This window comes from Polaribacter sp. (assembly GCF_965656025.1).
GTDB lineage: Bacteria > Bacteroidota > Bacteroidia > Flavobacteriales > Flavobacteriaceae > Polaribacter.
Window position 1 is genome coordinate 1 of the sequence record NZ_CBFHJT010000031.1, and the last position, 25,666, is coordinate 25,666.

A 25,666-nucleotide genomic window follows, 5' to 3' on the forward strand; every position below is an offset into this window, starting at 1 on the left:
AAGAATCTCTTTTATAAAATAGTACAAAATGAAAAATTACACCTCCATAAATGATATAGAAGATATCGATTCTTGGATTGAGGAAGCCAGAGAAATTAAAGCAAACCCTTTAAAAAACAAAGAATTAGGAAAAAACAAAACTTTAGGTTTATTATTTTTTAATTCGAGTTTACGTACGCGTTTAAGTACACAAAAAGCGGCTTTGAATTTAGGAATGGATCCAATAGTTATGAACGTTTCTGGTGATGCTTGGGGTATAGAATTTGGTGATGGAACTGTAATGAATGGAAACACAGCAGAACACATTAAAGAAGCTGCAGCAGTGGTTTCTCAATATTGTGATGTAATTGCTGTAAGAGCTTTCCCGAGTTTAACAGACAAAGAAAAAGACGAATCTGAGCAAGTTTTAAATTCGTTTGTTGAGTTTGCATCTGTACCCATTGTAAGTATGGAAAGTGCAACTGGGCACCCACTACAAGGCTTAACAGATGCAATTACAATTGCAGAAAATGCTACTAAAAAGAGACCAAAAGTAGTTTTAAGTTGGGCTCCTCATGTTAAAACTTTACCTCATGCAGTGGCTAATAGTTTTACACAAGCAATGCAAAAAATGGATGTTGATTTTGTCATTGCAAATCCTAAAGGATATAATTTGAATCCAGAAATAACCAAAAATACACCTATTGTTCATAATCAAGAAGAAGCTTTTAAAGATGCTGATTTTGTATATACTAAAAATTGGAGTTCGTACGAATCTTATGGTCAACTTTTAGAGGTTGATGAGAATTGGACCATCACAAAAGATAAAATAAAAGAAGCAAAATTTATGCATTGTTTGCCTGTGAGAAGAAATGTTGTGGTAGAAGATGATGTTTTAGATTCTGACAGTTCTTTGGTCATAGCACAAGCAAACAATAGAACTTTTGCAGCACAATTGGTGTTAAAGAAAATATTAGAAAATCTTTAGATTTTCTAATGCTGAACATGATTCAGCATCTAACATAAATAAAAAGATACTGAAACAAGTTCAGCACAAATGGAAAAACTATCAATCATAAAAATAGGAGGAAATATCATTGAAGATGAAACTTCTTTAAATACTTTCTTACAACTATTTTCTAACCTTGAAGGACATAAAATTTTAGTTCACGGAGGTGGAAAACGTGCAACACATATTGCATCTAAATTAGGTGTTGAGTCTAAAATGATAAATGGTAGACGTATTACTGATGCTGAAACTTTAGAGGTTATTACCATGGTTTATGGAGGTTTAGTCAATAAGAATGTAGTAGCTAAACTACAAGCTTTAAACACAGATGCCATTGGTTTAACTGGGGCAGACATCAACAGTATAAAATCAGATAAAAGACCTGTAAAAGAGATAGATTTTGGTTTTGTAGGTGATGTAAAAAAGGTAGCAGAAAAATCGATAGATAAATTAATAAAAGCAGATTTTACACCTGTTTTTTGCGCAATTACACACGATGGAAATGGGCAATTACTAAACACAAATGCAGATACCATTGCTAGTACCATTGCTGTTGCTATGAGCAAAATTTACGATACATCTATTTACTATTGTTTTGAACTGAATGGTGTTTTACAAGATTTTAATGATAAAACCTCTGTAATTCAGCAAATAAATACCCAAATATATAAAAAACTGCTAGAAAATAACATAATTACAGACGGAATGATTCCTAAAATAGACAATTGCTTTAATGCTTTAAACAATGGTGTGCAAAAAGTACACATTGGCAATACAGCAATGTTTACAAAAGAAAATACGAACTTTACAACCATAACTTTATAAAATGGAAATAAAACAATTAACAGAAAAAGCAATATCACTTTTAAAAAGTTTAATAGAAACCCAGTCTTTTTCATCAGAAGAAGATAAAACAGCAATTTTATTAGAAAATTGGTTTAAAGAATTTAAAATTCCGTTTAATAGAACTAAAAATAATGTTTGGGCAACCAATAAATATTTTGATGAAAGCAAACCTACAATGTTGCTAAATTCTCATCATGATACTGTAAAACCAAATTCTGCTTATACAAATGATCCTTTTAAAGCCTTTGTAGAAGATGGAAAATTATATGGTTTAGGCAGTAATGATGCTGGTGGATGTTTGGTTTCTCTTATAGCCACTTTTACGAATTTTTATCATCAAGAAAATTTAAAATACAACCTAGTTATAGTAGCTTCTGCTGAAGAAGAAAGTAGTGGGCAAAACGGATTAAATAGCATGTTACCAATCATTCCCCCCATAGATGTTGCTATTGTTGGTGAACCTACTTTAATGAATTTAGCTGTTGCAGAAAAAGGTTTGGTCGTTTTTGATGCTGTTGTAGAAGGCACTCCAAGTCATGCAGCACATCCTAATAATAACAATGCCATTTACAATACAATTGATATTTTACAATGGTTTAAAGACTTTAAATTCGAAAAACCTTCGAAAGCTTTGGGTGATGTAAAAATGACAGTAACACAAATTAATGCAGGATCGCAGCACAATGTAGTTCCTGCACATGTAGATTTGGTGGTAGATGTTCGTGTAAATGATGCCTATTCTAATCAAGAAATTGCAACTATTTTACAAGAAAAATCGCCTTGTACTAAAATAGTGCCTAGGAGTTTACGTCTTAATTCATCTTCAATATCAACAGATCACGATTTGGTAAAAGCAGGAATTGCCATGGGAAGAGAAACCTATGGTTCTCCTACGCTATCAGATCAGGCGTGTTTATCATGTCAATCATTAAAATTAGGTCCAGGAGATAGCACTCGTTCTCATTCTGCCAATGAATTTATATATTTGGCAGAAATTGAAGAAGGAATAGAAATATATATTGAATTGTTAAATCGTGTAATAATAAAATAGTTATTGGTTGATGGTTTTTAGTTGTTAGGCGTGTAAGGCTTCAACTAAAAACCAAAAACCAAAAACCAAAAACCATATAAATATGAAACTTTGGGATAAAGGATTTACCATAGACAAACAAATAGAAAATTTTACAGTGGGTAATGATAGAGAAATTGATATTCACATTGCTAAATATGATGTACAAGCCTCATTAGCACACGCTATAATGTTAGAGTCTATTGGAATTATTTCTGCAGATGAATTAGAGGACTTAAAAAAAGGATTACAAGAACTATCGTCTGACATCGAAAACGGAACTTTTGTAATTGAACCCTCTTTTGAAGATGTACATTCTAAAATTGAATGGGAATTGACAAACAAATTAGGCGAAGTTGGTAAGAAAATTCACACTGCTCGTTCTAGAAACGATCAAGTTTTAGTGGCTTTACATTTGTACTATAAAGATAATTTATCAGTTATCAACTCTAAAACAAAAACACTTTTTGACACACTTTTAGACTTAGCAGAAACACATAAAAAAAGCTTATTACCTGGTTATACGCATTTACAAGTAGCAATGCCATCATCTTTTGGATTGTGGTTTTCTGCGTATGCTGAATTACTAATTGATGATGTTTATGTATTAAATGCAGTTGCAAAAGTAGTAGACCAAAATCCTTTAGGTTCTGCTGCTGGTTATGGTAGCTCCTTCCCTATTGACAGAGAATTAACCACCAAAGAATTAAACTTTGCAACCTTAAAATACAATGTAGTTGCTGCACAATTAAGTCGTGGTAAAAGTGAGCGTTCAATTGCGTCTGCTTTAGGTGGATTGTGTAATACCATGGCTCGTTTTTCTATGGATGTTTGCTTGTATATGAGTCAGAATTTTGGTTTTATTACGTTTCCTGATGAATTAACAACAGGAAGTAGCATTATGCCACACAAGAAAAACCCCGATGTTTTTGAATTAATCAGAGGAAAGTGTAATAAAATTCAAGCATTACATTCAGAAATGTTATTAATTACTAATAATTTACCAACGGGTTATCATAGAGATTTTCAATTATTAAAAGAAAACATCATCAATGCTTTTGAAGATGTAAAAGATATTTTAGACATTTTTAATTATGCAATTCAGCAAGTTATTGTAAAAGATATCGATTTGAATGACGAGAAATATCAATATTTATTTACAGTTGATAGCATCAATAACTTAGTGGTTGAAGGAATGTCTTTTAGAGAAGCCTATCAAAAAATTGGTGGGCAAGTTCAATCAGGAACTTACACACCCGATTTAGGAAAAGAACATACACACTTAGGTAGCATTCATAATTTAGGTTTGGATAAAATTCGTGAAAAATATCCTAAATAATGAATTAGAAAAGCAGTTATTTGTATAACTGCTTTTTTTTAAGCCTTTTAAAAATATAATCGTACACCAATTGCTGAACTAAAAGCTTCACTAAAGGAAACTTCACTAGAGGTAATTACAAACCATAAATAAGATTCTACTGTACCCAGTTCGTAATACAAATCTGCGCCTTTAAAAAAGTTTTCATTTTTAAATTTTTTGTGAAGATTAAATCCACCAAAAATAGTAAAATGAATAGCATTTGAAATGTAATATCCTTTAGGAAATCTGCTTGGTAAAGTAGTAAATGTATTAGCTCCAACATGATAAGTCATCCCTAAACCTGCAATAGGAGAAATTGTAAAACCATTACCAATTTCTTTGTTTGTGATAGGAAATGTATTTTTTATAGTTAGCAAATGAATGGATTCTGCTTTAGATCTTGCAGCAGGTACATAACCGTACAAAAGTTCTGCATACCAAGTATCTTCAAACAATTTATAACCAACTCCTGTTGATAAAAAACCAATATTACCAGCTAATTGTACAGTTGTATAATCTGGCGTATACCAAGGTTTTTGTTTGTTAGTATTTGTTTTATCTTGAGCAAATGATCTTACAAAAAACAAGTATAGAAACGAAACAATAATTAATTTTCTAAAATTCATATAATTATAGTTCTATCAATTCAACATTAAAAGATTTTGTATTTACTGTAACAATACCATAAGCCTCTTCTTTTAAAGATGGAACTGTTAAATAACTTACCTGTCCTTGTGTATACTCGTAGCTATGTGTGTGCCCATGCAAAGAAAGAGGCACGTTATTATCGCTCATTACCTTTCTATATGTATTGGTCATTTCTGTTGTAAATTGGTCTCCAAGTGGAGGAATATGAGCAATTACAAATACTTGATTAAAGTTATCTGTATTTTGTAATTCTTTTGAAAGCCAATTAAAATCTGGTTTTTTCTTACTTTCCCAAACGATATCATCAAATAAAATAAATTTATTATTGTTAAAAACAAAGGAGTAATTAAAATCACCAAACATTCTTGTATAAATTAAATTTCCATTTGCATTATAGTCATGATTGCCAATAACGGTTATGTATGGTTTTTTTAAAGTTAACATGATGTCGTAAAAAATATCATATTCTTTAATCAGTGCTTGCTCTGTAATATCGCCCCCAAAGACAACAAATAAAATTTCATCATTTTTATTAATATCGTCTATTACTTTTTTTAAGCCATCATAAAAGTAATGAGAGTCTGAGATAAAAGCGAATTTAAATGTATCTGAGTTTAGGGTAAAATTTTGTATTAATTCTAAGTTTTTAGCGGTGGTATTTTGTTTTTCTGGTTTTACATCTGCTTCATAAACACTAAACTCGAAAAAATTATCACAAGAAGTGAACATTATTGAGGTGATAATTAAAATTATAATTTTTAAATACTTCATTAAAGATTTATCAATATGTAAACTATTATTAAGGTTATTTATAAAATAAACCCTTAGATATAAAACCTAAGGGAAAAACTATATAAGGTATACTGATTTTATAAAAAGAGATAAGCTAGCAAGCAAGTTGCGTTAGAGATTGTAATGGCATCCTTTTTTCTTTTTATGAAAAAAGATATAATGTAAAGCACGTTAAAACTCCCTAAATTAAATTTTGTTCTTTAAAATATTTAAGTGGTACAAACAACATACCAAAACATTGACTGTCTTCTTTACCCATATTTTTATGATGAACTTTGTGGGCTTTTCTTAATGCTTTTAAATACCTGTTATTAGTATTTTTAAACCAGCTAAATCTTCTATGAATTAAAACATCGTGTACTACAAAGTAAGCAATACCGTAAAACAAAATACCCAAACCTATAAAAAACAAGTAGGTTTGTGGTGTATATGTTCCTAAAAAGAAAAGTGCCATACTTGGTACTGCAAAAACTACAAAAAAAGCGTCGTTTTTTTCAAAAACATTGGGGTAACCTGGTTCATGATGATCTTCATGTAAAAACCAACCAAAACCATGCATAACATATTTGTGGGTAAGCCAAGTAACGCCTTCCATTGATAAGAAAACTCCTATAGTGATAAGTGCGTATAACATTTTTAAATTAAATTTAATTTATATTTTACATAACTTCTTGCCAACAAATTTATTTTCATTGGGTCAGAAATTCGAATTCTAGTGTCCATAATTTTTTCTGAGGGTACACTGTTTAATTTTTTTAATAATCTTCTATAATATCTGTAAGCCATATAAACGCCAAATTTAGCTTCTACTGGTAATTTTAAAATACCGTGTTTAAAGGCATAATTAAAATCTTCTTCAATTTCATCTATAATTAATTGTTTAGAGGCTGGGTCTAACTTTCCTAAATCTATATTTGGAAAATAAGATCTATTTAATAGCTCAAAATCGTCTTTTAAATCTCTTAAAAAATTCACTTTCTGAAAAGCAGAACCCAAACGCATTGCGGCATCTTTTAGTTCGTTAAACTTAGCATCATCTCCATTTACAAAAACTTTTAAACACATTAAGCCTACAACATCTGCAGAACCATATATGTATGCATCATACTCTTCTTTTGTTTGATATTCCGTTTTGTGCAAATCTGCTTTCATACTTCGTAAAAAAGCTTCTACCATTGCATCTGGTATTTTGTATTTATTAACCGTTTGCTGAAAGGAATTTAAAATAGGATTTAAACTAATACCTTGTGCTTTTGCTATGTAATAATCTTTTTCAAAATGAGCCATTAACTCTTCTTTATCATAATCATGAAATGTGTCTACAATTTCATCTGCAAAACGTACAAAGCCATAAATATTATAAATATCTGTTCTTATTTTTGGGGATAACATGTTTACAGCCAAAGAAAAAGAGGTACTATATTTTTTAGTAACTAATTTACTGCAACCGTTAGAAACATTGTCAAATAATTCTTTCATAATACTCTTAATTTTTAGTAATTAATTCTGAGGCAATTTTACCAGAAATTAATGCTGGTGGTACACCTGGACCTGGCACTGTCAATTGTCCTGTAAAATACAAATTATTTACTTTACTACTTTTAATTTTGGGTCTTAAAAAAGCAGTTTGCAATAAAGTATTTGCCATACCATACGCATTACCCTTGTAAGAATTGTATTCTTCTTTAAAATCTTTTACGCAAAAAGACCTTTTAAAGATAACATTATTTTTTATTTTTTGGTTGGTTAATTTTTCAAACCTATCGATAATTTTATGAAAATATTGTTCTCTTAATTCTTCTGTATCTTCGATACCTGGTGCTAAAGGGATTAAGAAAAAACCAGCTTCTTTACCTTCTGGTGCAGATGTTTTGTCTGTCATAGAAGTAAAATTTGCATAAAATAAAGGTGCTGTTGGCCATTTTGGATTGTCGTAAATTTCTTCTGCATGCGCATCGAAATCTGTATCGAAAAATAATGTGTGGTGACTTGCGTTTTCTATTTTTTTATCAAAACCAACATAAAACAGTAAAGACGATGGTGCAAATGTTTTTTTGCTCCAATAATTTTCTGAGTATTGTCTTAAATTTTGGTCTAATAATGTTTCTGTGTGGTGATAATCCGCACCACTTAAAACTATATCTGTTTTAATTTCTTTACCATTTACCAATAAACCAGAAACGTTTTTATGATCGTCTACTAATATTTTTTCTACATTGGCATTTACTTCAAACTTTACGCCCAAAGAGGTGGCTAAAGTAACCATACCTTCTATCACTTTATACATACCTCCTCTTGGATGCCAAGTACCCAAACCAAAATCGGCATAATTCATAAAATTATAGAATGCAGGCGTATTACTAGGTTTTGCTCCTAAAAATAATACAGGAAATTCTAAAATTTGTATTAATTTATTGTTGGTAATATTTTTACGCACTTGTTTTCTAACTGTAGAAAAAAATTGACTAACTCTTGCTATTGTTGTAGTTGTAACCAATTCTAGAGGAGAAATACCGGGTCTATACACCAAATCTAAAATAGCAGTTTCATAATTAGATTTTGCAGAGTCTAAAAATGTTTTTAAATGTTTACTACTCCCCTTTTCAACTTCTTCAAAAGTTTTATAAATTTCTTCTAGGTTTTCAGATATTTTTAATGAATCGTTTTCTCCAAAATAAACCTCGTAACCAGGATCTAATTTATCTAACGTATAGTAGTCTGATGGTTTTTTGCCGAAATCTGCAAAAAAACGTTCAAAAATATCTGGCATCCAATACCAAGAGGGTCCTAAATCAAAAGTAAAACCATCTTTTTTGTATTGTCTTGCTCTACCACCTAAGGTGTCATTTTTTTCTAATACTGTAACTTTATAACCTTCTTTGGCGAGGTAGCAAGAGGCAGACAAGGCAGAAAAGCCCGAGCCTATTATATAAATCTGTTTATCCATTTAGATTTTATTGTTTAACAAATATATTTAAAAATTAAACAATTTTTTTTTATGTAGTGAAAATTATAATTCTTTTAACAAATCTGTTACCGTATCAAAGAAAGAGATTTCAAAGTTATATTGATTATTTTTAATCAACTCTGTTTTTCTACCAATAGCAATAAATTGATGATTTGTATCCTTTAAAATAGCATCTATCTGATTAAAATAATCATCTAATTTATCATCATAAGGTTGCACTGTTAAAGAAGTAACAAAACACAACTCTCTATCGTTTTTAAAGAAATAGTTTAAATTGTCTAATGGTAAACTTTGCCCTAAATAGATAGTATGATTTCCTCTTAACACCAACTCATAGTTTAAATATAACAAACCTAATTCGTGTATTTCGTTTTCTGGCAAAAACAACACATAAGTTTTATTAGAATAAGTTACAGTGTATTGTAAATTCTCTGTATTAATGTGTATTTTTTGTGCAATTAAGTTAGAGATAAAATGCTCATGAGCGGGTAATAGTGTATCTGTTTGCCATAATAAACCAATGTGTTCTAAAAAAGGTATAAAAACATCTTTAAAAATTTCTCTAAATGTTTTTTTATGCAAAAGTTTGTCATAAGTACTATTAAATAATACCTTATCAAACTGTAACATAGAAAGTTTAAAAGAATTTATTGCCTCGTCATTAATGGCTTTAGAGAAAGCCAATTCTCTTGCCTGAACTTTAATTTCTTCTTCAGACATTTTTGCAATTTTAGATATTTTATGATTGTTTTTATTTAATAAAACAATGTTTAGCAACTTTTGCAGATTGCTATGAGAATAAAATCTAATGTTTGTATCTGTTCTTTGAGGTTCTAATAAGCCATATCTTTTTTCCCATATTCGTATCGTATGAGCCTTGATACCAGAGATATTCTCTAAGTCTTTAATTGTAAAATCTTGCTTAATATTGTTCAATTTATGTATATTTAAGTTGAACAAATGTAAAGAAAATAACTTCAACAATTATTTTTTTAATATAAATGTAACATTTTAGCTATTATTGCTACTTATATAGTAACTATTAATTAACCAAAAACGAAGTGCAAAAAGATTTAGAAGCTAAATTTTTAGAGGACTTTGAAAAAAATCAGAATATAGCACATAAAATTTGTCGGGTGTATACTATAAATAAAAGTGCGCATAATGATTTATTTCAAGAGATAACCATACAGGTTTGGAAAAACTACCCAAAATTTAGGGGGGATTCTAAATTTAGTACTTGGATGTATAGAGTTGCTTTAAATACAGCAATTTCTTTGTATAGAAAATCTACCAGAAAGGTAAAAACGCAAGACATTAGTGATGTTGCTTACAAAATTAAAGCAACGGATTATGATGATACAGAGGAAGTGCAATTAAAAGCATTATACAAAGCTATTCATACTTTGAATGATATTGAAAAAGCGCTTATTTTCTTGTATCTAGAAGATAAACCTTATAAAGAAATATCTGAAACCCTAGGAATTTCTAGCGTAAATGCAAGGGTTAAAATGAATAGAGCAAAAGAAAAATTAAAAAATATTTTAAACCCATAGATATGGATTTATTAGAAAACTATAAAAAAGCCTGGACAAATCAACCAGAAGAAACCAGTAAATTGTCTGCCATAGAAATTTACAAGTTAGCGCACTCCAAATCATCATCTATTGTAAAATGGATTTTTATTATTGGTATTTTAGAATTTGTAATATTAAATTCTTTGTACTTTTTTGTAGATATGGAAACTGCTATGAAAGAATATCGAAAAATAGGATTAGAAAATTTTATTTACTACTCAAATATTTTGGCATATATTATTATTTTTTACTTTTTAATTAAGTTTTATTTAAACTACAAAAGAATTTCTACTCTAGAGTCTACCAAAATTTTAATGAATAAGATTTTAAAAACTCGTAAAACGGTTAGAAATTATGTAATTTTTAATTTAGCCTATGTAGCTATATTAATGATGGTAGCAACTGTAGCAACTATTAACGCAAATTCTACAGATTTAAATACAGCTCAAATTTTTATGGTAATTGGGGCTACTTTACTTGCTACTCTCTTATTTTTAGGAGTCTTGTGGCTCTTCTATCAATTACTTTATGGATTTTTATTAAAAAAATTAAAAAGAAATTACAAAGAATTGGCTAAATTAGACAACGCAAATTAAAGTTATATTTCAATGAAAAAAATTTTACTAACATTTTGCCTTTGTTTTTCTTTATTGGGTTACGCTCAACAACCTGACTTTTGGGATAACGTACAATTTGGTGGTGGATTTTCCTTAGGTTTTGGTAACCAAACTACTATTGGTATTTCACCAAGTGCCATTTACAATTTTAACAATGGTTTTTCTTTAGGCACAGGCTTAAACTACTTATATTCAGAAATTAACGATTTTACCACAAGCGTTTACGGTGCTAGTTTAATCTCTTTATATCAAACAAATTTAGGCATACAGTTATCTGGCGAATTCGATTATCATTTTGCGAAACAATCTGATATTTCTGGTAGCACTGTTAATACCAATTTTCCTGCATTGCATTTAGGAATTGCTTACAACCGAGGTAGATTTGCTTTTGGTCTTCGTTATGATGTTTTATATGACGAAAACAAGAGTGTATTTGCATCGCCATTTTCTCCTGTTGTGCGTTTTTATTTCTAAAAATTTTGCAATTCTTTTAATAATATTTGATGCATTTCATCTGTATAATCTAAATGTGTAACAATTCTAATTTTACCTTCGCCCATGGGTGTTAATAAAATATTTTTTGACGCCATTTTTTCTATAAAAATGTCTGCACCTATTTTTTTATCCACATAAAAAATCAAAATATTGGTTTCTACAGGTTCTATTTTTGTAATGTAATTACAATTTTCTAGCACTGTGGCTATTTCTTTTGCTTTTTTATGGTCTTCTGCCAAACGATCTATATTATTGTCTAAAGCATAATTTGCAGCTGCTGCCAAAAAACCAACTTGCCTCATACCTCCACCTAATAATTTTCTTAAACGTAATGCTTTTTGAATATGTTTTTTAGAACCCAATAACATAGAACCAATTGGTGCACCTAAACCTTTAGAAAAACAGATAGAAATGGTATCAAACAAGGCACCATATTGTTTTGGAGTTTCATTTTTAGCTACCAAAGCATTAAATAAACGTGCACCATCTAAATGAAATGCTAAGTTATTTTTTTTAGCAATTTGATGTATTTTTTCTATTTCAGCAAAATCCCAACAAGCACCTCCACCTTTATTAGTTGTATTTTCTAAACAAACCAATTTTGTATAAGGCAAATAAATTTGTGGTTTTGCAGTAGCTATTTCTATTATCTGATCTGCAGTAAACATACCTCTATGACCATCAATTAACTTACAAGTTACACCAGAATTAAAGGCTACTCCTCCACTTTCGTAATTGTAAATATGTGCATATTTGTCTGCAATTACCAAATCCCCAGGGTTTGTATGCAATTTTATGGCAGTTTGATTTGCCATAGTACCTGAAGGAAAAAAAAGTGCTGCTTCCATACCAAACATTTGCGCTACTTTTTCTTGCAATGCATTTACGGTAGGATCCATATTAAATACATCATCGCCTACATTTGCTTGCATCATGGCATTTAACATTTCTGGCGATGGTTTTGTAACCGTATCTGAAATTAGGTCTATTGTCATTGATTTTTATTGTTGGTTGCTTAATCTTTAAAAATTTGATAATTGTAATTGCTAATTTTCTATTTAATTCCCAATTGGTGAGCCATCAGGAATTTTTGGTGCATATTGTTTTTTGAACGATGTTGGATTTTTCAAATATCCGTCAATCATTTTAATCATGCTTGCATCATATATATTTTGCATTCCATTAGCGTTTTTATTCTGAATGATTTCTTTAATTTCATTCAATTTGAATAATACAATTGCATTTACTTGTTTATATTGATTTTTATAAGCTCCTAAATAAAATAATTGCTCTAAAACCTTTGTATTAATTACATTTTGTAATTCTTGATAATAATTATTTTTATGAGATTTTTTAAGGGTTTTAGTAATAAGTTCATCTAACAATTCCGCTAAACCTAATTGACTTTTGTTTAAGCTTTTGTAAGCAATAAGCCTAGACATTCTTTGTGGATTCAACAACAAGTTTAAAGACATTTCAGAAGCTGTTTCTACTGCAGAAAATGCATCAAAAGCAACGCCTAATTTAGATTTAAAAGATTCTCTACTTCTACCATAACCCATGGCCCTTGGTGGAAACAATTTTAATTTTTCTTCTGGGATGGCAATTTCATCAACTTGTAAAGTTTGTAAAACTGCTTGTAATGCTATACGTTCTGTAGTACCTGAAATATTTTTAACTACTGTTTGGTTATCGCCTTTAACAGCATAACTATACTCTAAACCACCTATTAATTTTGCAGTGGCTTCTGTTTGAAATCTATGGAAAAAGTATAGAGGCACAAAAACATCTTCTAAAACTGAATAAGGTTCATTTGTTTTAATATTATCTGTAGAAAAATTGGCGATGGCTGTTTTTCTGATTTTTAAAATATTATATAATTCATCGTGAATGTTACCTCCATTATCCCATAAATGTGCAGCAGAACTTGCACTACTTTGTGGTCTTGCATCAGCATCAGATAAGTATTTCAATCCGTTTTTAGCCGCATTTTCTAAAATGGAATTCAATTCTTTTTCTTTATTTTTATCTTCAGGGAAATCCTGATAAAAATAAGCTACTGTAACTTTATCCCAAGCACCAATTTTGGTATCATAAGCATCAGAAAAATCTACTTTACCATTTTTTAAAGTAAACTTTGGGTGTGGATAATCCATCACAGAAGCCCTACCATTAGTACTCGCTGCAAAATTATGCGCAAAACCTAACGTGTGCCCAATTTCGTGAGCAGATAATTGCCTAATTCTTGCTATTGCCATTTGTAAAGCAAAATCATCATCCACAGAATTATTTTTATAAGGTGCTTGTAAAGCTTGCGCAATTAAAAAGTCTTGACGAATTCTTAAACTTCCCAAACTTACATGTCCTTTGATGATTTCACCTGTTCTTGGATCAGAAATGCTGGCACCATAACTCCAACCACGAGTAGATCTGTGCACCCATTGCACCATATTGTAACGAATATCTAAAGGATCTGCACCTTCTGGTAACATTTTCATTTGGAAAGCATTTTTGTAACCAATAGCTTCAAAAGCTTGGTTCCACCAACGTCCACCATCTAACAATGCAGATCTTACGGGTTCTGGAGTACCTCTGTCTAAATAATAAATAATAGGTTCTTTAGCCTCAGAAACTGCCGCATTTGGGTTTTTCTTTTGTAAGCGATGTCTATATATAAAACGTTTTGTAATAGATTGATTTACTGGAGTTGCATAATCTAAATAAGACATAGCATAACCACCTGAACGTGTATCGAATTTTCTTGGTTGATAATTATTATCTGGTAATTTTACAAAAGAATGATGTTGATGCACAGTAACAAAACCCGCATCTGGTGTAACACTTCTTATATTGTAACCTTTTGGAGAACCTTTAAAAGTCAACAAAACATCAAACTCTACGTTTTTAGGAAACGCTTTGGTTCTTGCTAAATTAAAAGCAGATTTGCTTTTGTCTAAATTATAATTCCCTTGATTATTTCTGGCCAAAGTTCTAGCAACACCATGAGCATCTCTCATAAAAAAAGAAGTTGCATTCACTAAAAAGTGTCCATTTTTTTCTTCTTTAATTTCAAAACCGTGTAAGACGGATTTTGCAAAAGCCTCTTTTACAGACTGTTTTTCTTCTTTATTATTTGTAATTGCTCTAAAATCTTGGTTAGGCTGAATTAATAGTAGTTTATTGCCCATCTTTTTAAAATGAACCACAACACCACCACCTAATTGGCCTCTATCTAAGCCAATATCATTAGAACCAATACCTTCAGAAAGTGAACGAACATACAAGAAATCTTGCTCTAAATTTTGTATCTGCAAAAATAATTTGTCGTTATTTTCATCATAATAAAAAGTAAAATAACCTTCTAGTTTGGTAATTCCTTTTTGTAATTTTTTATCAGACTTTTCAGTAAAAAACTGAGAAAATCCATGAAAAGATAAGCTTGTAAAAAGTAAAAAAAGTAGTAGTTTTTTCATTGTAAATATATTTTTTATAAATCTATAAAAATAAGGCTTAGTTTTAAAAGAAGAAATCATAAAAAATCATTTATTTTTGTAAAGCTTATGATTACACAAGACCAACTAAAAAATATCTCTGAAAGAATTGAAAAATTAAAATCGTATTTAGAGATTGATAAAAAATTAATTGAAATAGCTAACGAAGAAGAAAAAACTGTAAATCCAGATTTTTGGAACGACCCAAAAGCTGCAGAAATTGTAATGAAAGAGTTGCGTTTCAAGAAAAAATGGGTAGAAGATTACAACATGTTAGTAGGTTTAGATGAAGACATACAAGTTTTGTATGATTTTTATAAAGAAGGTGAAGTTGACGAAGCAGAAATAACAACACAGTTTGATAAACTCAGTACACTTTTAGAAGATATAGAGTTTAAAAACATGCTCTCTGAAGAAGGAGATTCATTTTCTGCAGTGGTACAAATTACAGCAGGTGCAGGTGGTACAGAAAGTTGCGACTGGGCAGAAATGTTGTTTAGAATGTACACTATGTGGGCAGAAAAGCAAGGTTTTAAATTAAAAACACTCAACTATCAATCGGGTGATACGGCAGGAATTAAAACAGTAACTGTAGAAGTTGATGGAGATTATGCATTTGGTTGGTTAAAAGGCGAAAATGGTGTACATAGATTGGTACGTATTTCGCCATTTGATTCTAATGCAAAACGTCATACAAGTTTCGCGTCTGTATATGTATATCCTGTTGCAGATGATTCTATTGAAATTGATATAAACCCTGCAGATATAGAAATAACCACTGCACGTTCTAGTGGTGCTGGAGGACAAAACGTAAATAAAGTAGAAACTAAAGTGCAGTTAACACATAAACCTACAGGAATTCAGATTTCTTGCTCAAATTCTAGGTCTCAACATGATAATAGAGCCACAGCTCTTCAGATGTTAAAATCTCAATTGTATGAAATTGAGTTACAAAAACAACAAGCTGCTAGAGATGATATTGAAGCCAACAAAATGAAAAATGAATGGGGAAGCCAAATAAGAAATTATGTAATGCACCCTTACAAACTAGTGAAAGATGTAAGAACCGCTCATGAGACTGGTAATGTTGATGCTGTAATGGATGGAAATATTAATGCATTTCTAAAAGCTTATTTAATGCTAAATGGGCAGAATAGTGATTAGTTGTTGGTTTTGGCTTTCTGCAAACATAAGAATTCTAACGAATGTCATTTCGGGCGCAGTCAAGAAATCTCAACTTTGAAACTTTGAAACTTTGAAACTTTGAAACTTTGAAACTTTGAAACTTAAAAAAAATGATAAAAATATACCACAATCCACGTTGTAGAAAATCTAGAGAAGGTTTAGCTATTATAGAAAACTCTGGCAAAGAATTTGAAATTATTAAATATTTAGATGCTAATCTTTCTGAAACAGAATTAACTGAAATCATCAATTTGTTAAACATCTCTCCTATTAATTTGGTTAGGAAAACTGAGAAAATTTGGAAAGAAAATTACAAAGGAAAAGAGCTTTCAGATAAAGAAATTGTTATAGCAATGTTAAAAAATCCAAAACTCATAGAACGCCCAATTGTAATAAATAACAATAAAGCTATTGTTGGTAGGCCACCAGAAAATATTACAACTATTATTTAGATTTATTTTGTTTAATCTTTATTAACTTTTATTTAACTAGAAGTAATTAAACTTAAGGTGAAATTTGTTGTCATAAAACAAAAAACCAAAGTTTTGATAAAAAAATTTACACTACTATTACTTTTCGCATGTATTGCGAACAACTTATTTTCTCAACAAAAAAACGATTCAAACAATGTAAAAATTTATGGTAAGGTTGTAGACGCAACCTCTAACCAACCTTTAGAATATGCAACTATTGTTTTAAAAAATTCTACTACGAATAAATTATCTGGTGGTATAACTGATATAAAAGGTAACTTTAATATTGATACTCCAAAAGGGACCTACGAAATAAGTATAAAGTTTATTTCGTTTGAATCTAAGAATTTTCCAAAACAAACCATTACTAAAGATTTAAATTTAGGAACTATTAAATTATCTGAAGACACCAACTCTTTAGATGAAATTGTGGTAGTTGCAGAAAAAACGACTGTAGATATTCGTTTAGATAAAAAAATATTCAACATTGGTAAAGATTTATCAATTAGAGGTGGTAATGCAAGTGATGTTCTAGGTAACGTGCCTTCTGTACAAGTAGATGTTGAAGGAAATATAAGTTTACGTGGAAATGAGAATGTTACTATTTTAATAGATGGTAGACCAAGTGCTCTGGTAGGTCTAAATGGTGCTGAAGCATTAAGGCAAATTCCCGCAGAAGCCATAGAAAAAGTAGAAGTTATTACCTCGCCATCATCTAGATACGATGCAGAAGGAACAGCTGGTATTTTAAATATTATTTTAAGAAAAAATAAATTAACTGGTTTTAATGGTTCGTTACAGTTAGATTTAGGTTATCCTGCAAGAGTTGGTGCTGCATTCAATGCAAACTGGCGAACAGATAAGTGGAACCTTTTTACAAACACAGGGTTTCGTTATAATGAAACACCAGGTAATGCTTTTAGTGATGCAAATTATTTCAACAGAGCTGATACGGAAGTAGCTAGAACAGTAGAAAGCAGAAATTTTGGTAGATTAGGTAGATCTTTATTTACAAGTTTTGGTGCAGAGTATTATATCTCAGAAAACTCAAGTATTATAGGAAATATCGTTTTTAATGGAGGTAATGATGATGATGTAAATTCAAATGATATCCAAAGATACTTTAACAACGGAAATATTAAAGAAGCAACATTTAGAACCGAAAATGAAGCTGAAGACGAAGAAAGAATACAGTATACGTTAGATTACGTGAATAATTTTGACGGTAATGGAAAAAAATTATCTGTAAACTTACAATACTCTACTGAGGTAGAAGATAAATTGAATAATATTACAGAAATAGATACGCAAGCAAATCTTTTAAACGATTTAGAACAAGTTATAGAAGATCAAGATGAAAATAGAGCTTTACTGCAAATTGACTATGTACATCCTGTCGGAGAAGATATTCAATATGAAGCAGGTTATAGAGGAAACTACAGAGATATTTTCAATAGTTTTTATCTAGCAGAAAGATTAGTTTTCCCAAATGGTCCTCTAGTTCCAGATGCTGGTTTAAATAACTCATTTAATTACGAAGAATTTGTAAATGCAGCTTACTTTCAGTATGGTCAAAAATTTAACAAAATTTCGTTATTAGCTGGTTTAAGATACGAGCATACAGCCATTGAAATTGTACAACAGACAAGCACTACCAATAATGAAAGAAGTTACGGAAATATATTTCCTACTATAAATTTAGGATACGAATTTAAAGATGGTGAAAATATAACATTAGGATATAACAGAAGAATTAGAAGACCAAGAGGTAGAAGCTTAAACCCTTTTCCAAGTAGGTCTAGTGAAGCAAATATTTATACAGGTAATGTAGATTTAAACCCAGTAATTACAGATGCTGTAGATGTTGGTTATTTAAAACGATGGGATAAATTTACATTAAGCACGTCTCTATACTATAATATTAGTAACGATAATTGGGAAAGAATCCAAGAAGCAACAGGAGAAATTACTGATAATGGAGACCCCATTACAAGAAGATTTCCAATTAACTTATCAACAGAAGAAAGATTAGGATTTGAATTTACCTTAAATTATAGACCATTTAAGGTGTGGAATATCAATAGTGATTTTAACTTATTTAGAGTAACTAGTGATGGAGATTACACATATCCAAACACAAACGTAACCCAAAGTTTCGATTTTGAAAACACTTCTTACTTTATAAGATTAAACCAAAAAATAACTTTACCTGGTAAAACCGATTTACAAATTAACACAAACTATAGAGGACCTTCACAAAACGCACAAACAGAAAGCCAAGGTGTTTTTAGCATGAATTTAGCTGCTAGTAAAGATTTATTTAACGAAAGAGCATCTTTAAGTGTTAATTTCAGTGATGTATTTAATAGCAGAATTAGTCAAAGAACCACTAATATTCCAGGTTTTTTAAATCAATATTCAGAGTTTCAGTGGAGAGAACCACAATTTAGAGTAAGTTTGGTTTACAGATTTAATCAAAAGAAAAAGAAATTTACGCCAGAAAGACAAGATAATGGTGGCGATGATTTTGAAGGATAATATTTTGGGCGTTTGATGGGCTTTACGTTGCAATCTTTTGTTCATTCTTCACAAAAGGATTTCCACTGCAATCACTAACGCACTCACTCAAACCTATAAAAAAACTCGTCACACATTAGCGTGACGAGTTTTTTTATAAATATATATTTAAAAGCTATTTACCTTCGGCAGCTTGCCTCGCTTCTTTTTTCAATTTTAAATTTTCCCAAATAGTACCACCAATCCAATAAGGTACAACAAATGTTAGTAGAAAAATTAACAACCAAAACCCAGCTGTAAAAATAAACATGAATAAAACTAATCCAGAAAATTGAGAAAAATCTAACATTTTACGTTTTTTAAATAATTAATACTGCAAAAATAACACATATTTTCAAATTTCACTATCAAAAACTAAAAATTTTCAACATAAAAACAATCAAAATGTTCATAAAAAATATGCCTACTTTTTTGTAAATTTGTGGTCTACACAAACAATTATCTAAAATGAAATACAGAATAGAAAAAGATACAATGGGGCAAGTAAATGTACCTGCAGATAAGTATTGGGGTGCTCAAACAGAACGCTCTAGAAATAACTTTAAAATTGGTGCTCCAGCATCTATGCCTTTAGAAATTGTATATGGTTTTGCTTATTTAAAAAAAGCAGCTGCATTTACAAATACAGAATTAGGTGTATTAGCAGCAGAGAAAAGAGACTTAATTGCACAAGTTTGTGATGAAATTTTAGAAGGTAAACATAATGACCAATTTCCATTAGTAATTTGGCAAACAGGTTCTGGTACACAATCTAATATGAATGTGAACGAAGTTATTGCCAACAGAGCTCATGAAATAGCTGGTAAAGTTATTGGTGAAGGCGAAAAAACCATTCAACCAAATGATGATGTAAACAAATCACAATCATCTAATGATACTTTTCCAACAGGTATGCACATCGCCATTTATAAAAAAGTGGTAGAAACCACCATACCAGGTATTATAAAACTAAGAAATACTTTAAACGAAAAAGCAGTAGCTTTTAAAGATGTAGTTAAAATTGGTAGAACACATTTAATGGATGCTACCCCACTTACTTTAGGACAAGAGTTTTCTGGTTACGTTGCTCAATTAGATTTTGGTTTAAAAGCTCTAGAAAATACCTTAGCACATCTAAGTCAGTTAGCTTTGGGTGGCACTGCTGTAGGTACAGGATTAAATACTCCTAAAGGATATGATGTTTTAGTAGCAAAATATATTGCAGAGTTTACAGACTTACCTTTTATTACTGCAGAAAATAAATTTGAGGCCTTAGCAGCACATGATGCTTTAGTTGAAACACATGGGGCTTTAAAACAAGTAGCTGTTTCTTTAAATAAAATTGCGAATGATATTCGTTTAATGGCATCTGGCCCAAGATCTGGAATTGGGGAAATTATAATTCCTGCCAACGAACCAGGTTCCTCTATTATGCCTGGTAAAGTAAACCCAACACAAGCAGAAGCTATAACCATGGTTTGTGCACAAGTTATGGGTAATGATATTGCTGTTACTGTTGGTGGTACACAAGGGCATTATGAATTAAATGTATTTAAACCTATGATGGCTGCAAACGTTTTACAATCTGCACAATTAATTGGTGATGCTTGTACTTCTTTTGAAGAAAATTGTGTGGCTGGTATAGAACCAAATCACTCAAGAATTAATGAGTTGGTCAATAATTCTTTAATGTTAGTTACTGCATTAAATACCAAAATTGGCTATTACAAAGCAGCAGAAATTGCAAATACCGCTCACAAAAATGGTACAACATTAAAAGAAGAAGCTGTTAATCTAGGTTATGTAACACCAGAAGAATATGATGCTTGGGTAAAACCAGAAGAAATGACAGGAAGTTTAAAATAAACACAAGATATTCAAAAAAACCGAAGTTTAGACTTCGGTTTTTTTTATAGATATCTTTCTTTTATAATATTTAAATGGTGTTTTTGATGACCAGAAAATAAGTATCCCAAAGCTCTTACAGATATTTTATTATTAGAAGCTACCCCTACTCTTAAAAAAACGTCATCAGAAAAACTTTTAAAAAGTTGAATGGAAGATTGTCTTAACGTTGCCATTTCATCTAATAAAACTAAGTAATCTCTTTTATTGGCATTGTCATTTGCTACAAAAAGATCTTGGTCAAAACCTGGTAATACTGTTTTATCATTTCTAGCAAAACACAAAGCTCTATAACAAAAAATACGTTCTGTATCTATGATGTGTTGTATCAATTCTTTGATAGTCCATTTACCAGCTTTATATGTGTAATCTCCAAAGTCTTTATTTTTATTTCTTAAAACACCATCAAATTCTTTTTGAGATGCAATTAAATTTTCAACAATTGATAAATTATTGTTACAAACAAGTTGCATATATTGCTCAAAGTAAGGTGCGTATTCTTCTTTAGAAATCATATTAAAAATTTACAAACTATTTTTTGGGTCTAAAAAATCCTAGTATTTTTTGTAAAAATGTTTTTGGTGCATCATTCTCATGATAACCATAACCATATTTTCCATAACCATAACCATAGCCATAACCATAACCGTAACCATATCCATAACCGTATTTACTTTTAATAGAAAAGTCGTTTAGTACATAGCTAATATTAGTTACTTCTTTATTTTTATACTTATCATCAATCATTCTCATCATCCCTTTTTCTGTATAATTTTGTCTAATTACATAAATAACAGCATCTGAGTATTTAAATAATTCTAAGGCATCTGAAACCAAACCAACTGGTGGCGTATCAATTATAATATAATCATAATCTTCTTTTAACTGATGAAACATTTTATCTGCAGCTTCATTTAACATAAGTTCAGATGGATTTGGTGGTATTGGCCCAGATAAAACCAAATCTAAGTTCGGTATTTTTGTTTTTGTAATTACTTCAGGTAACGTTTTTTGATTAATTAAATAATTAACAACACCAATATCGTTAGGTAAACCAAAATCATCAAATATTTTTGGTTTTCTTAAATCTAAACCTACTAATATTGTTTTTTTACCACTTAAAGCAAAAACGGTTGCCATATTTATAGAAATCATGGTTTTACCCTCTCCACTAACAGATGATGTTAATATCAACGTTTTAGAACCTTTATCACTAGCATTTTTAAATAAAAACTGAATGTTAGAACGTAATGCTCTAAAAGATTCTGCTACAGAAGATTTTGGTCGTTCAAAAACGGCTAAATTATTTTTACTTGTATTTTTGCCTACAACTCCTAAAACAGGTATTGCATAATTGTTTTGTATTTCTTCTGCAGTATGTATTTTATTGTCTAACAACTCTCTTATAATAATGTAAAACAGTGGTAAAACAACTCCTAACATAATGGCTACCAAATAATTAAAATTTGGCACAGGGTAAGTTGGCCCGTTTCCTAAGTCTTTTGCTGTATCTATAATTTTAACATCAGACACATTTGCTGCAATTGCTGTACCAGCCTCGTATCTCTTTTGTTTTAAATAACTGTAGTTAGCCTCCGATAGCTCATAATCTCTTTGAAATGAAATTAGCCCCTGCTCTTTTTGTGGAAGTTTTTTCTTCTTAGAATTGTAAGCAATTAATTTGTTATTTAGTTGTTTTAACCTACTTCTATTTATTGTTTGTAACGATGCTATATTTTCTTGTAAGTTATTTTTTATAATTTGTATTTCTCTGTCTATCTGTATAATATCGGGATGATTGTCTTTTACGACTCCTCTTAAACTCTCTCTTGCACTAGATTTTACAACAAGTTCACTAATTAAACTCGTAATTTTTTGATCTTCCACTTGTAAAGATGCTGGAACTAAAACTGACCTTTCTATTTTATCATTAGATTTTAAATATCTTTTTAGATTATTTAAATATTCGTTGTAGCTTAAAAGCGTTTGTTTTTCTTTTTCTAAAATAACTGACTCTCCAAAAATCTCAGTGCCTTGGCTAGACAAATCATATATATTATTATTTTTTCTGTAATTACCTAAATCTATTTCTAATTGTCTTAAGCGCTTTTCTTCTGCTATAAATAAAGTGTCTATGTAAGCTCTAGTGTTTACAGCATATTCTATTTTTTGTATTTTTTTTACAGAATCTAAAACCTTTACAGTAGCATTTAAATAATCTACAATTCTATTTTTATTAGCACCTTGTTTGGTAAGGTTTAGCATAGAGGCTGCATTGGTAATCGTAGAAACACTAACTCCACTATTTGCAGCAACAGTTCCATCAAAACTTCCAAATCGTATAAAATACTTTTCTCCAACATTAAATGGGAGTACTTGTTTTAATGAAAAATTTAAAAACGCAGTGTTTATGGTATCTTTAATATGATATTCTTTAGTGAATTTTAATTCTTTAGAAGGTACATTTAAAAAAGAGTTATTTTGGTAATTTATAAGTCTATTGTTACCAGATTCGTTAAAATTAAAAGACACCTTATAAGTTTCCTCACCAGTTAATTCTATTTCGATTAGTTTACCATACATTTGGTATTTACTATTGTCTAAATTTACAACAAAAGGCGTGTAACCATATTTATCTTCTAATCTAAACTTCCCCTCTTGCAGATATTCTATGAAGAAATTTAATCTTTTTACTACAATTTCATTGTGAGATCTTGATCTTAAAATTACTTTTACGGTTTCAACTTCATCACTAGCACCTCCCCAATTAAAAGCAATATTTGTACCTGTAGAGAATAATGGGTTATTTTCTTCTTTTACTGAAATTATGGTATTTAAACTATATTTTTTAGGTAAATATCCGTTAATGAACTTTGCTGCAATAAGCGCTATTATAATGGTTACTAAAAATAGTTTCCAATAGGCTAAAACTTTATAAATGTAATCTTTAACATCTATATTAGCTCCAGAATTTAAGTTTGTTTTAGTATTCATAATTCATTATAAATTTCTAGCCAATATTATGGTTGATGTAATTAGCGTAAACACAGAAATAATAGTACTTAAACTTTGTAATGCTGTTGTACCCGTACCCCAAGACTTTTGTTTTAATGGTTTAATATTTATTAAATCGTTAGGTTGTATATAAAAAACGTTTGAGGTTAAAGCATCTATTTTTGTTAAGTCTATGGTATACTTTTCTGAACCGTTTAAAGTTTGTCTTATAATTTCTACTTCTTTTCTATTTCCTAATTCAGAAATATCACCGGAGTTTGCAATGGCTTCAATTATAGAAACCCTATTTTGAAAAAGCACATTAGTTCCTGGGCTATTTATTTCTCCAATAACAGTATATCTTATACCAGAAAGTTTTACTGTAACAAATAAACTTTCATCGTTATTTATATATTCTTCTTTCAATTTCCTTTCTATTTTATTTCTTACCTCTTTCTCAGTATAACCCAAAACGTTTATGTCTCCTAAAGTTGGAATTCTAATATTACCATTATTATCTACACTGTAATCAGAAAAATAACCAAGACCATTATTACCAACTGTTGCAGTATTGTTATTTGTAGTATTTTTTTGAAATACAGCAACAATTTCTTGGTTTTTAGAGGATATTGTAATATTCAAAATATCATCTATTTGCAATTTGTAAGGTTTATTATTAATTCTTTTAATTTCAGAATTTGTTATAGGTTTTCCTTGTAGATAGGTAATTTCTTTATTCGAAATACAAGAAGTTAATGAAGCTATAAATAGTAATAGTAAAATATGTTTTTTCATCGTTTCTTTTAGTGTCTAAAACACAAATATACTTTTTATAAGTGTAAAGCTATAATTTTATTTTATTTTCGTTTTTCATTTTGAAAGAATGTTTTATCAACAAAGAAAATTTCTTAGTTTTTTATCTAAATCGGCCAATCAACATGGTGTGCATTCACCTTTTGTTTTTAATTTGGTAACCAAAGGATTGTATAGAAAAACAAATTCCAAAAAATGGAAATCTTTTAAAAAAATAAAACGTCAGTTATTAGACAACAAAAGTTTTATAAAAGTCACCGATTTTGGTGCAGGTTCTAAGATTTTTAAAAGTAACACCCGTCAAATTTCAAAAATTTCAAAAATAGCAGGTGTTTCTAATAAAAAAGCACGTATTTTAATTAAAATTATAGATTATTTCAAACCTCTAAATATTTTAGAAATTGGTACCTCTTTAGGTTTGGGTACAAGTGTTTTAAAATTAGGTTATAGTAAATCAAATATAACTACTTTAGAAGGTTGCAAAGAAACAGCCAATGTTGCTGAAAAGCTTTTTAATGACAATAATTTTAAGCAAATAGAATTAATAAAAGGAAATTTTTCTGAGACATTTATTGAGACTATTAAAAAAAAGACTTACGACTGTATTATTTTTGATGGAAATCATACAAAGAAAGCAACTTTAGACTACTTTCATAGTTGTTTATCAACCATACATAATAACTCTTTTTTTATTTTTGATGACATTTATTGGAATGCAGAAATGGAAAGTGCATGGAACGAAATAAAAAACAACCCAAAAGTTACAGTTACAGTAGACCTTTTTTATTACGGAATTGTGTTTTTTAGAAAAGAACAAGCAAAAGAACATTTTAAAATTAGAGTTTAACATTTTCTTAGAAAGCAAACTTTGTAACTTTGAATTTTAAAC

At 29.9% G+C, this 25,666-nt stretch carries 24 protein-coding genes; 12 read left to right on the forward strand and 12 right to left on the reverse strand.

All coding sequences use genetic code 11. From position 1 onward, the window contains the following. The first annotated feature begins 28 nt into the window (after positions 1-28). The 4 genes from ACTG3S_RS07630 to argH all read left to right on the forward strand — a co-directional run bounded on the left by ACTG3S_RS07630 (position 29) and on the right by argH (position 4,242). Positions 29-967, forward strand: coding sequence for an N-acetylornithine carbamoyltransferase (locus tag ACTG3S_RS07630; RefSeq protein WP_439128759.1), 939 nt, complete (start codon positions 29-31; stop codon positions 965-967). Between the two features lie 69 nt (positions 968-1,036). Continuing rightward, the gene (argB, locus tag ACTG3S_RS07635) at positions 1,037-1,813 is read left to right on the forward strand and encodes an acetylglutamate kinase (protein ID WP_439128760.1); all 777 of its coding nucleotides are present in this window, start codon (positions 1,037-1,039) and stop codon (positions 1,811-1,813) included. 1 nt (position 1,814) lies between these two features. After that, entirely contained in the window at positions 1,815-2,885 is a 1,071-nt protein-coding gene (locus ACTG3S_RS07640; RefSeq protein ID WP_439128761.1) for a M20 family metallo-hydrolase, read from the forward strand. A gap of 82 nt (positions 2,886-2,967) precedes the next feature. Next, positions 2,968-4,242 carry an argininosuccinate lyase gene (gene argH / locus ACTG3S_RS07645; RefSeq protein WP_439128762.1) on the forward strand — a complete coding sequence of 425 codons (1,275 nt, stop codon included), beginning with the start codon at positions 2,968-2,970 and terminating at the stop codon, positions 4,240-4,242. Positions 4,243-4,289: 47 nt separating this feature from the next. Here the strand turns inward: argH and ACTG3S_RS07650 are convergent, their stop codons facing one another. The 6 genes from ACTG3S_RS07650 to ACTG3S_RS07675 all read right to left on the reverse strand — a co-directional run bounded on the left by ACTG3S_RS07650 (position 4,290) and on the right by ACTG3S_RS07675 (position 9,607). After that, on the reverse strand, positions 4,290-4,889 hold the full coding sequence (locus ACTG3S_RS07650) for a hypothetical protein (protein WP_439128763.1): 600 nt from the start codon (positions 4,887-4,889) through the stop codon (positions 4,290-4,292). 4 nt (positions 4,890-4,893) lie between these two features. Further along, entirely contained in the window at positions 4,894-5,682 is a 789-nt protein-coding gene (locus tag ACTG3S_RS07655; protein WP_439128764.1) for a metallophosphoesterase family protein, read from the reverse strand. A 202-nt stretch (positions 5,683-5,884) separates the two neighbouring features. Continuing rightward, entirely contained in the window at positions 5,885-6,337 is a 453-nt protein-coding gene (locus tag ACTG3S_RS07660; RefSeq protein WP_439128765.1) for a sterol desaturase family protein, read from the reverse strand. Positions 6,338-6,339: 2 nt separating this feature from the next. Beyond that, complete coding sequence (locus ACTG3S_RS07665) at positions 6,340-7,182, reverse strand: phytoene/squalene synthase family protein (protein ID WP_439128766.1); 843 nt, start codon at positions 7,180-7,182, stop codon at positions 6,340-6,342. Between the two features lie 7 nt (positions 7,183-7,189). Further along, a complete protein-coding gene (locus ACTG3S_RS07670) occupies positions 7,190-8,650 on the reverse strand; it encodes a phytoene desaturase family protein (RefSeq protein WP_439128767.1) in 1,461 nt (486 codons plus the stop codon). A gap of 63 nt (positions 8,651-8,713) precedes the next feature. Then, positions 8,714-9,607, reverse strand: coding sequence for a MerR family transcriptional regulator (locus tag ACTG3S_RS07675; RefSeq protein ID WP_439128768.1), 894 nt, complete (start codon positions 9,605-9,607; stop codon positions 8,714-8,716). Between the two features lie 125 nt (positions 9,608-9,732). On the opposite strand from ACTG3S_RS07675, the gene ACTG3S_RS07680 reads away from it, so the two are divergent. The 3 genes from ACTG3S_RS07680 to ACTG3S_RS07690 are packed head-to-tail and all read left to right on the forward strand — an operon-like array spanning position 9,733 to position 11,339. Continuing rightward, positions 9,733-10,227, forward strand: coding sequence for an RNA polymerase sigma factor (locus tag ACTG3S_RS07680; RefSeq protein WP_439128769.1), 495 nt, complete (start codon positions 9,733-9,735; stop codon positions 10,225-10,227). Positions 10,228-10,229: 2 nt separating this feature from the next. Then, the gene (locus tag ACTG3S_RS07685; protein ID WP_439128770.1) at positions 10,230-10,844 is read left to right on the forward strand and encodes a hypothetical protein; all 615 of its coding nucleotides are present in this window, start codon (positions 10,230-10,232) and stop codon (positions 10,842-10,844) included. A gap of 12 nt (positions 10,845-10,856) precedes the next feature. Beyond that, on the forward strand, positions 10,857-11,339 hold the full coding sequence (locus ACTG3S_RS07690; RefSeq protein ID WP_439128771.1) for a hypothetical protein: 483 nt from the start codon (positions 10,857-10,859) through the stop codon (positions 11,337-11,339). Here the strand turns inward: ACTG3S_RS07690 and ACTG3S_RS07695 are convergent. Then, the gene (locus ACTG3S_RS07695) at positions 11,336-12,355 is read right to left on the reverse strand and encodes a threonine aldolase family protein (RefSeq protein WP_439128772.1); all 1,020 of its coding nucleotides are present in this window, start codon (positions 12,353-12,355) and stop codon (positions 11,336-11,338) included. The genes ACTG3S_RS07690 and ACTG3S_RS07695 overlap by 4 nt on opposite strands. A gap of 63 nt (positions 12,356-12,418) precedes the next feature. Further along, entirely contained in the window at positions 12,419-14,833 is a 2,415-nt protein-coding gene (locus tag ACTG3S_RS07700) for a zinc-dependent metalloprotease (protein WP_439128773.1), read from the reverse strand. A gap of 87 nt (positions 14,834-14,920) precedes the next feature. Between ACTG3S_RS07700 and prfB the strand changes: the two genes are divergently transcribed. From prfB to ACTG3S_RS07715, 3 genes are all read left to right on the forward strand, one after another. After that, positions 14,921-16,015: a peptide chain release factor 2 gene (prfB, locus tag ACTG3S_RS07705; protein ID WP_439128774.1), complete on the forward strand. Its 1,095-nt coding sequence runs from the start codon at positions 14,921-14,923 to the stop codon at positions 16,013-16,015. A gap of 131 nt (positions 16,016-16,146) precedes the next feature. Continuing rightward, positions 16,147-16,488 (forward strand): arsenate reductase (glutaredoxin), encoded by a 342-nt coding sequence (arsC, locus tag ACTG3S_RS07710; RefSeq protein WP_439128775.1) that lies wholly within the window; start codon positions 16,147-16,149, stop codon positions 16,486-16,488. A 93-nt stretch (positions 16,489-16,581) separates the two neighbouring features. Beyond that, a complete protein-coding gene (locus tag ACTG3S_RS07715) occupies positions 16,582-19,047 on the forward strand; it encodes an outer membrane beta-barrel protein (protein ID WP_439128776.1) in 2,466 nt (821 codons plus the stop codon). A 154-nt stretch (positions 19,048-19,201) separates the two neighbouring features. Here ACTG3S_RS07715 and ACTG3S_RS07720 read toward each other — a convergent pair whose 3' ends face one another. After that, a complete protein-coding gene (locus ACTG3S_RS07720) occupies positions 19,202-19,375 on the reverse strand; it encodes a hypothetical protein (protein WP_299053278.1) in 174 nt (57 codons plus the stop codon). A gap of 158 nt (positions 19,376-19,533) precedes the next feature. On the opposite strand from ACTG3S_RS07720, the gene fumC reads away from it, so the two are divergent. After that, positions 19,534-20,931, forward strand: coding sequence for a class II fumarate hydratase (gene fumC / locus ACTG3S_RS07725; protein ID WP_439128777.1), 1,398 nt, complete (start codon positions 19,534-19,536; stop codon positions 20,929-20,931). 44 nt (positions 20,932-20,975) lie between these two features. On the opposite strand, the gene ACTG3S_RS07730 is transcribed toward fumC, so the two are convergent. The 3 genes from ACTG3S_RS07730 to ACTG3S_RS07740 are packed head-to-tail and all read right to left on the reverse strand — an operon-like array spanning position 20,976 to position 24,759. Then, positions 20,976-21,485: a DinB family protein gene (locus ACTG3S_RS07730; RefSeq protein WP_439128778.1), complete on the reverse strand. Its 510-nt coding sequence runs from the start codon at positions 21,483-21,485 to the stop codon at positions 20,976-20,978. Positions 21,486-21,501: 16 nt separating this feature from the next. Then, complete coding sequence (locus ACTG3S_RS07735) at positions 21,502-23,964, reverse strand: polysaccharide biosynthesis tyrosine autokinase (RefSeq protein ID WP_439128779.1); 2,463 nt, start codon at positions 23,962-23,964, stop codon at positions 21,502-21,504. 6 nt (positions 23,965-23,970) lie between these two features. After that, positions 23,971-24,759 carry a polysaccharide biosynthesis/export family protein gene (locus tag ACTG3S_RS07740; RefSeq protein ID WP_439128780.1) on the reverse strand — a complete coding sequence of 263 codons (789 nt, stop codon included), beginning with the start codon at positions 24,757-24,759 and terminating at the stop codon, positions 23,971-23,973. A gap of 88 nt (positions 24,760-24,847) precedes the next feature. Here ACTG3S_RS07740 and ACTG3S_RS07745 point away from each other — a divergent pair, with 88 nt between their 5' ends. After that, positions 24,848-25,624, forward strand: coding sequence for an O-methyltransferase (locus ACTG3S_RS07745; RefSeq protein WP_439128781.1), 777 nt, complete (start codon positions 24,848-24,850; stop codon positions 25,622-25,624). Positions 25,625-25,666 lie beyond the last annotated feature (42 nt).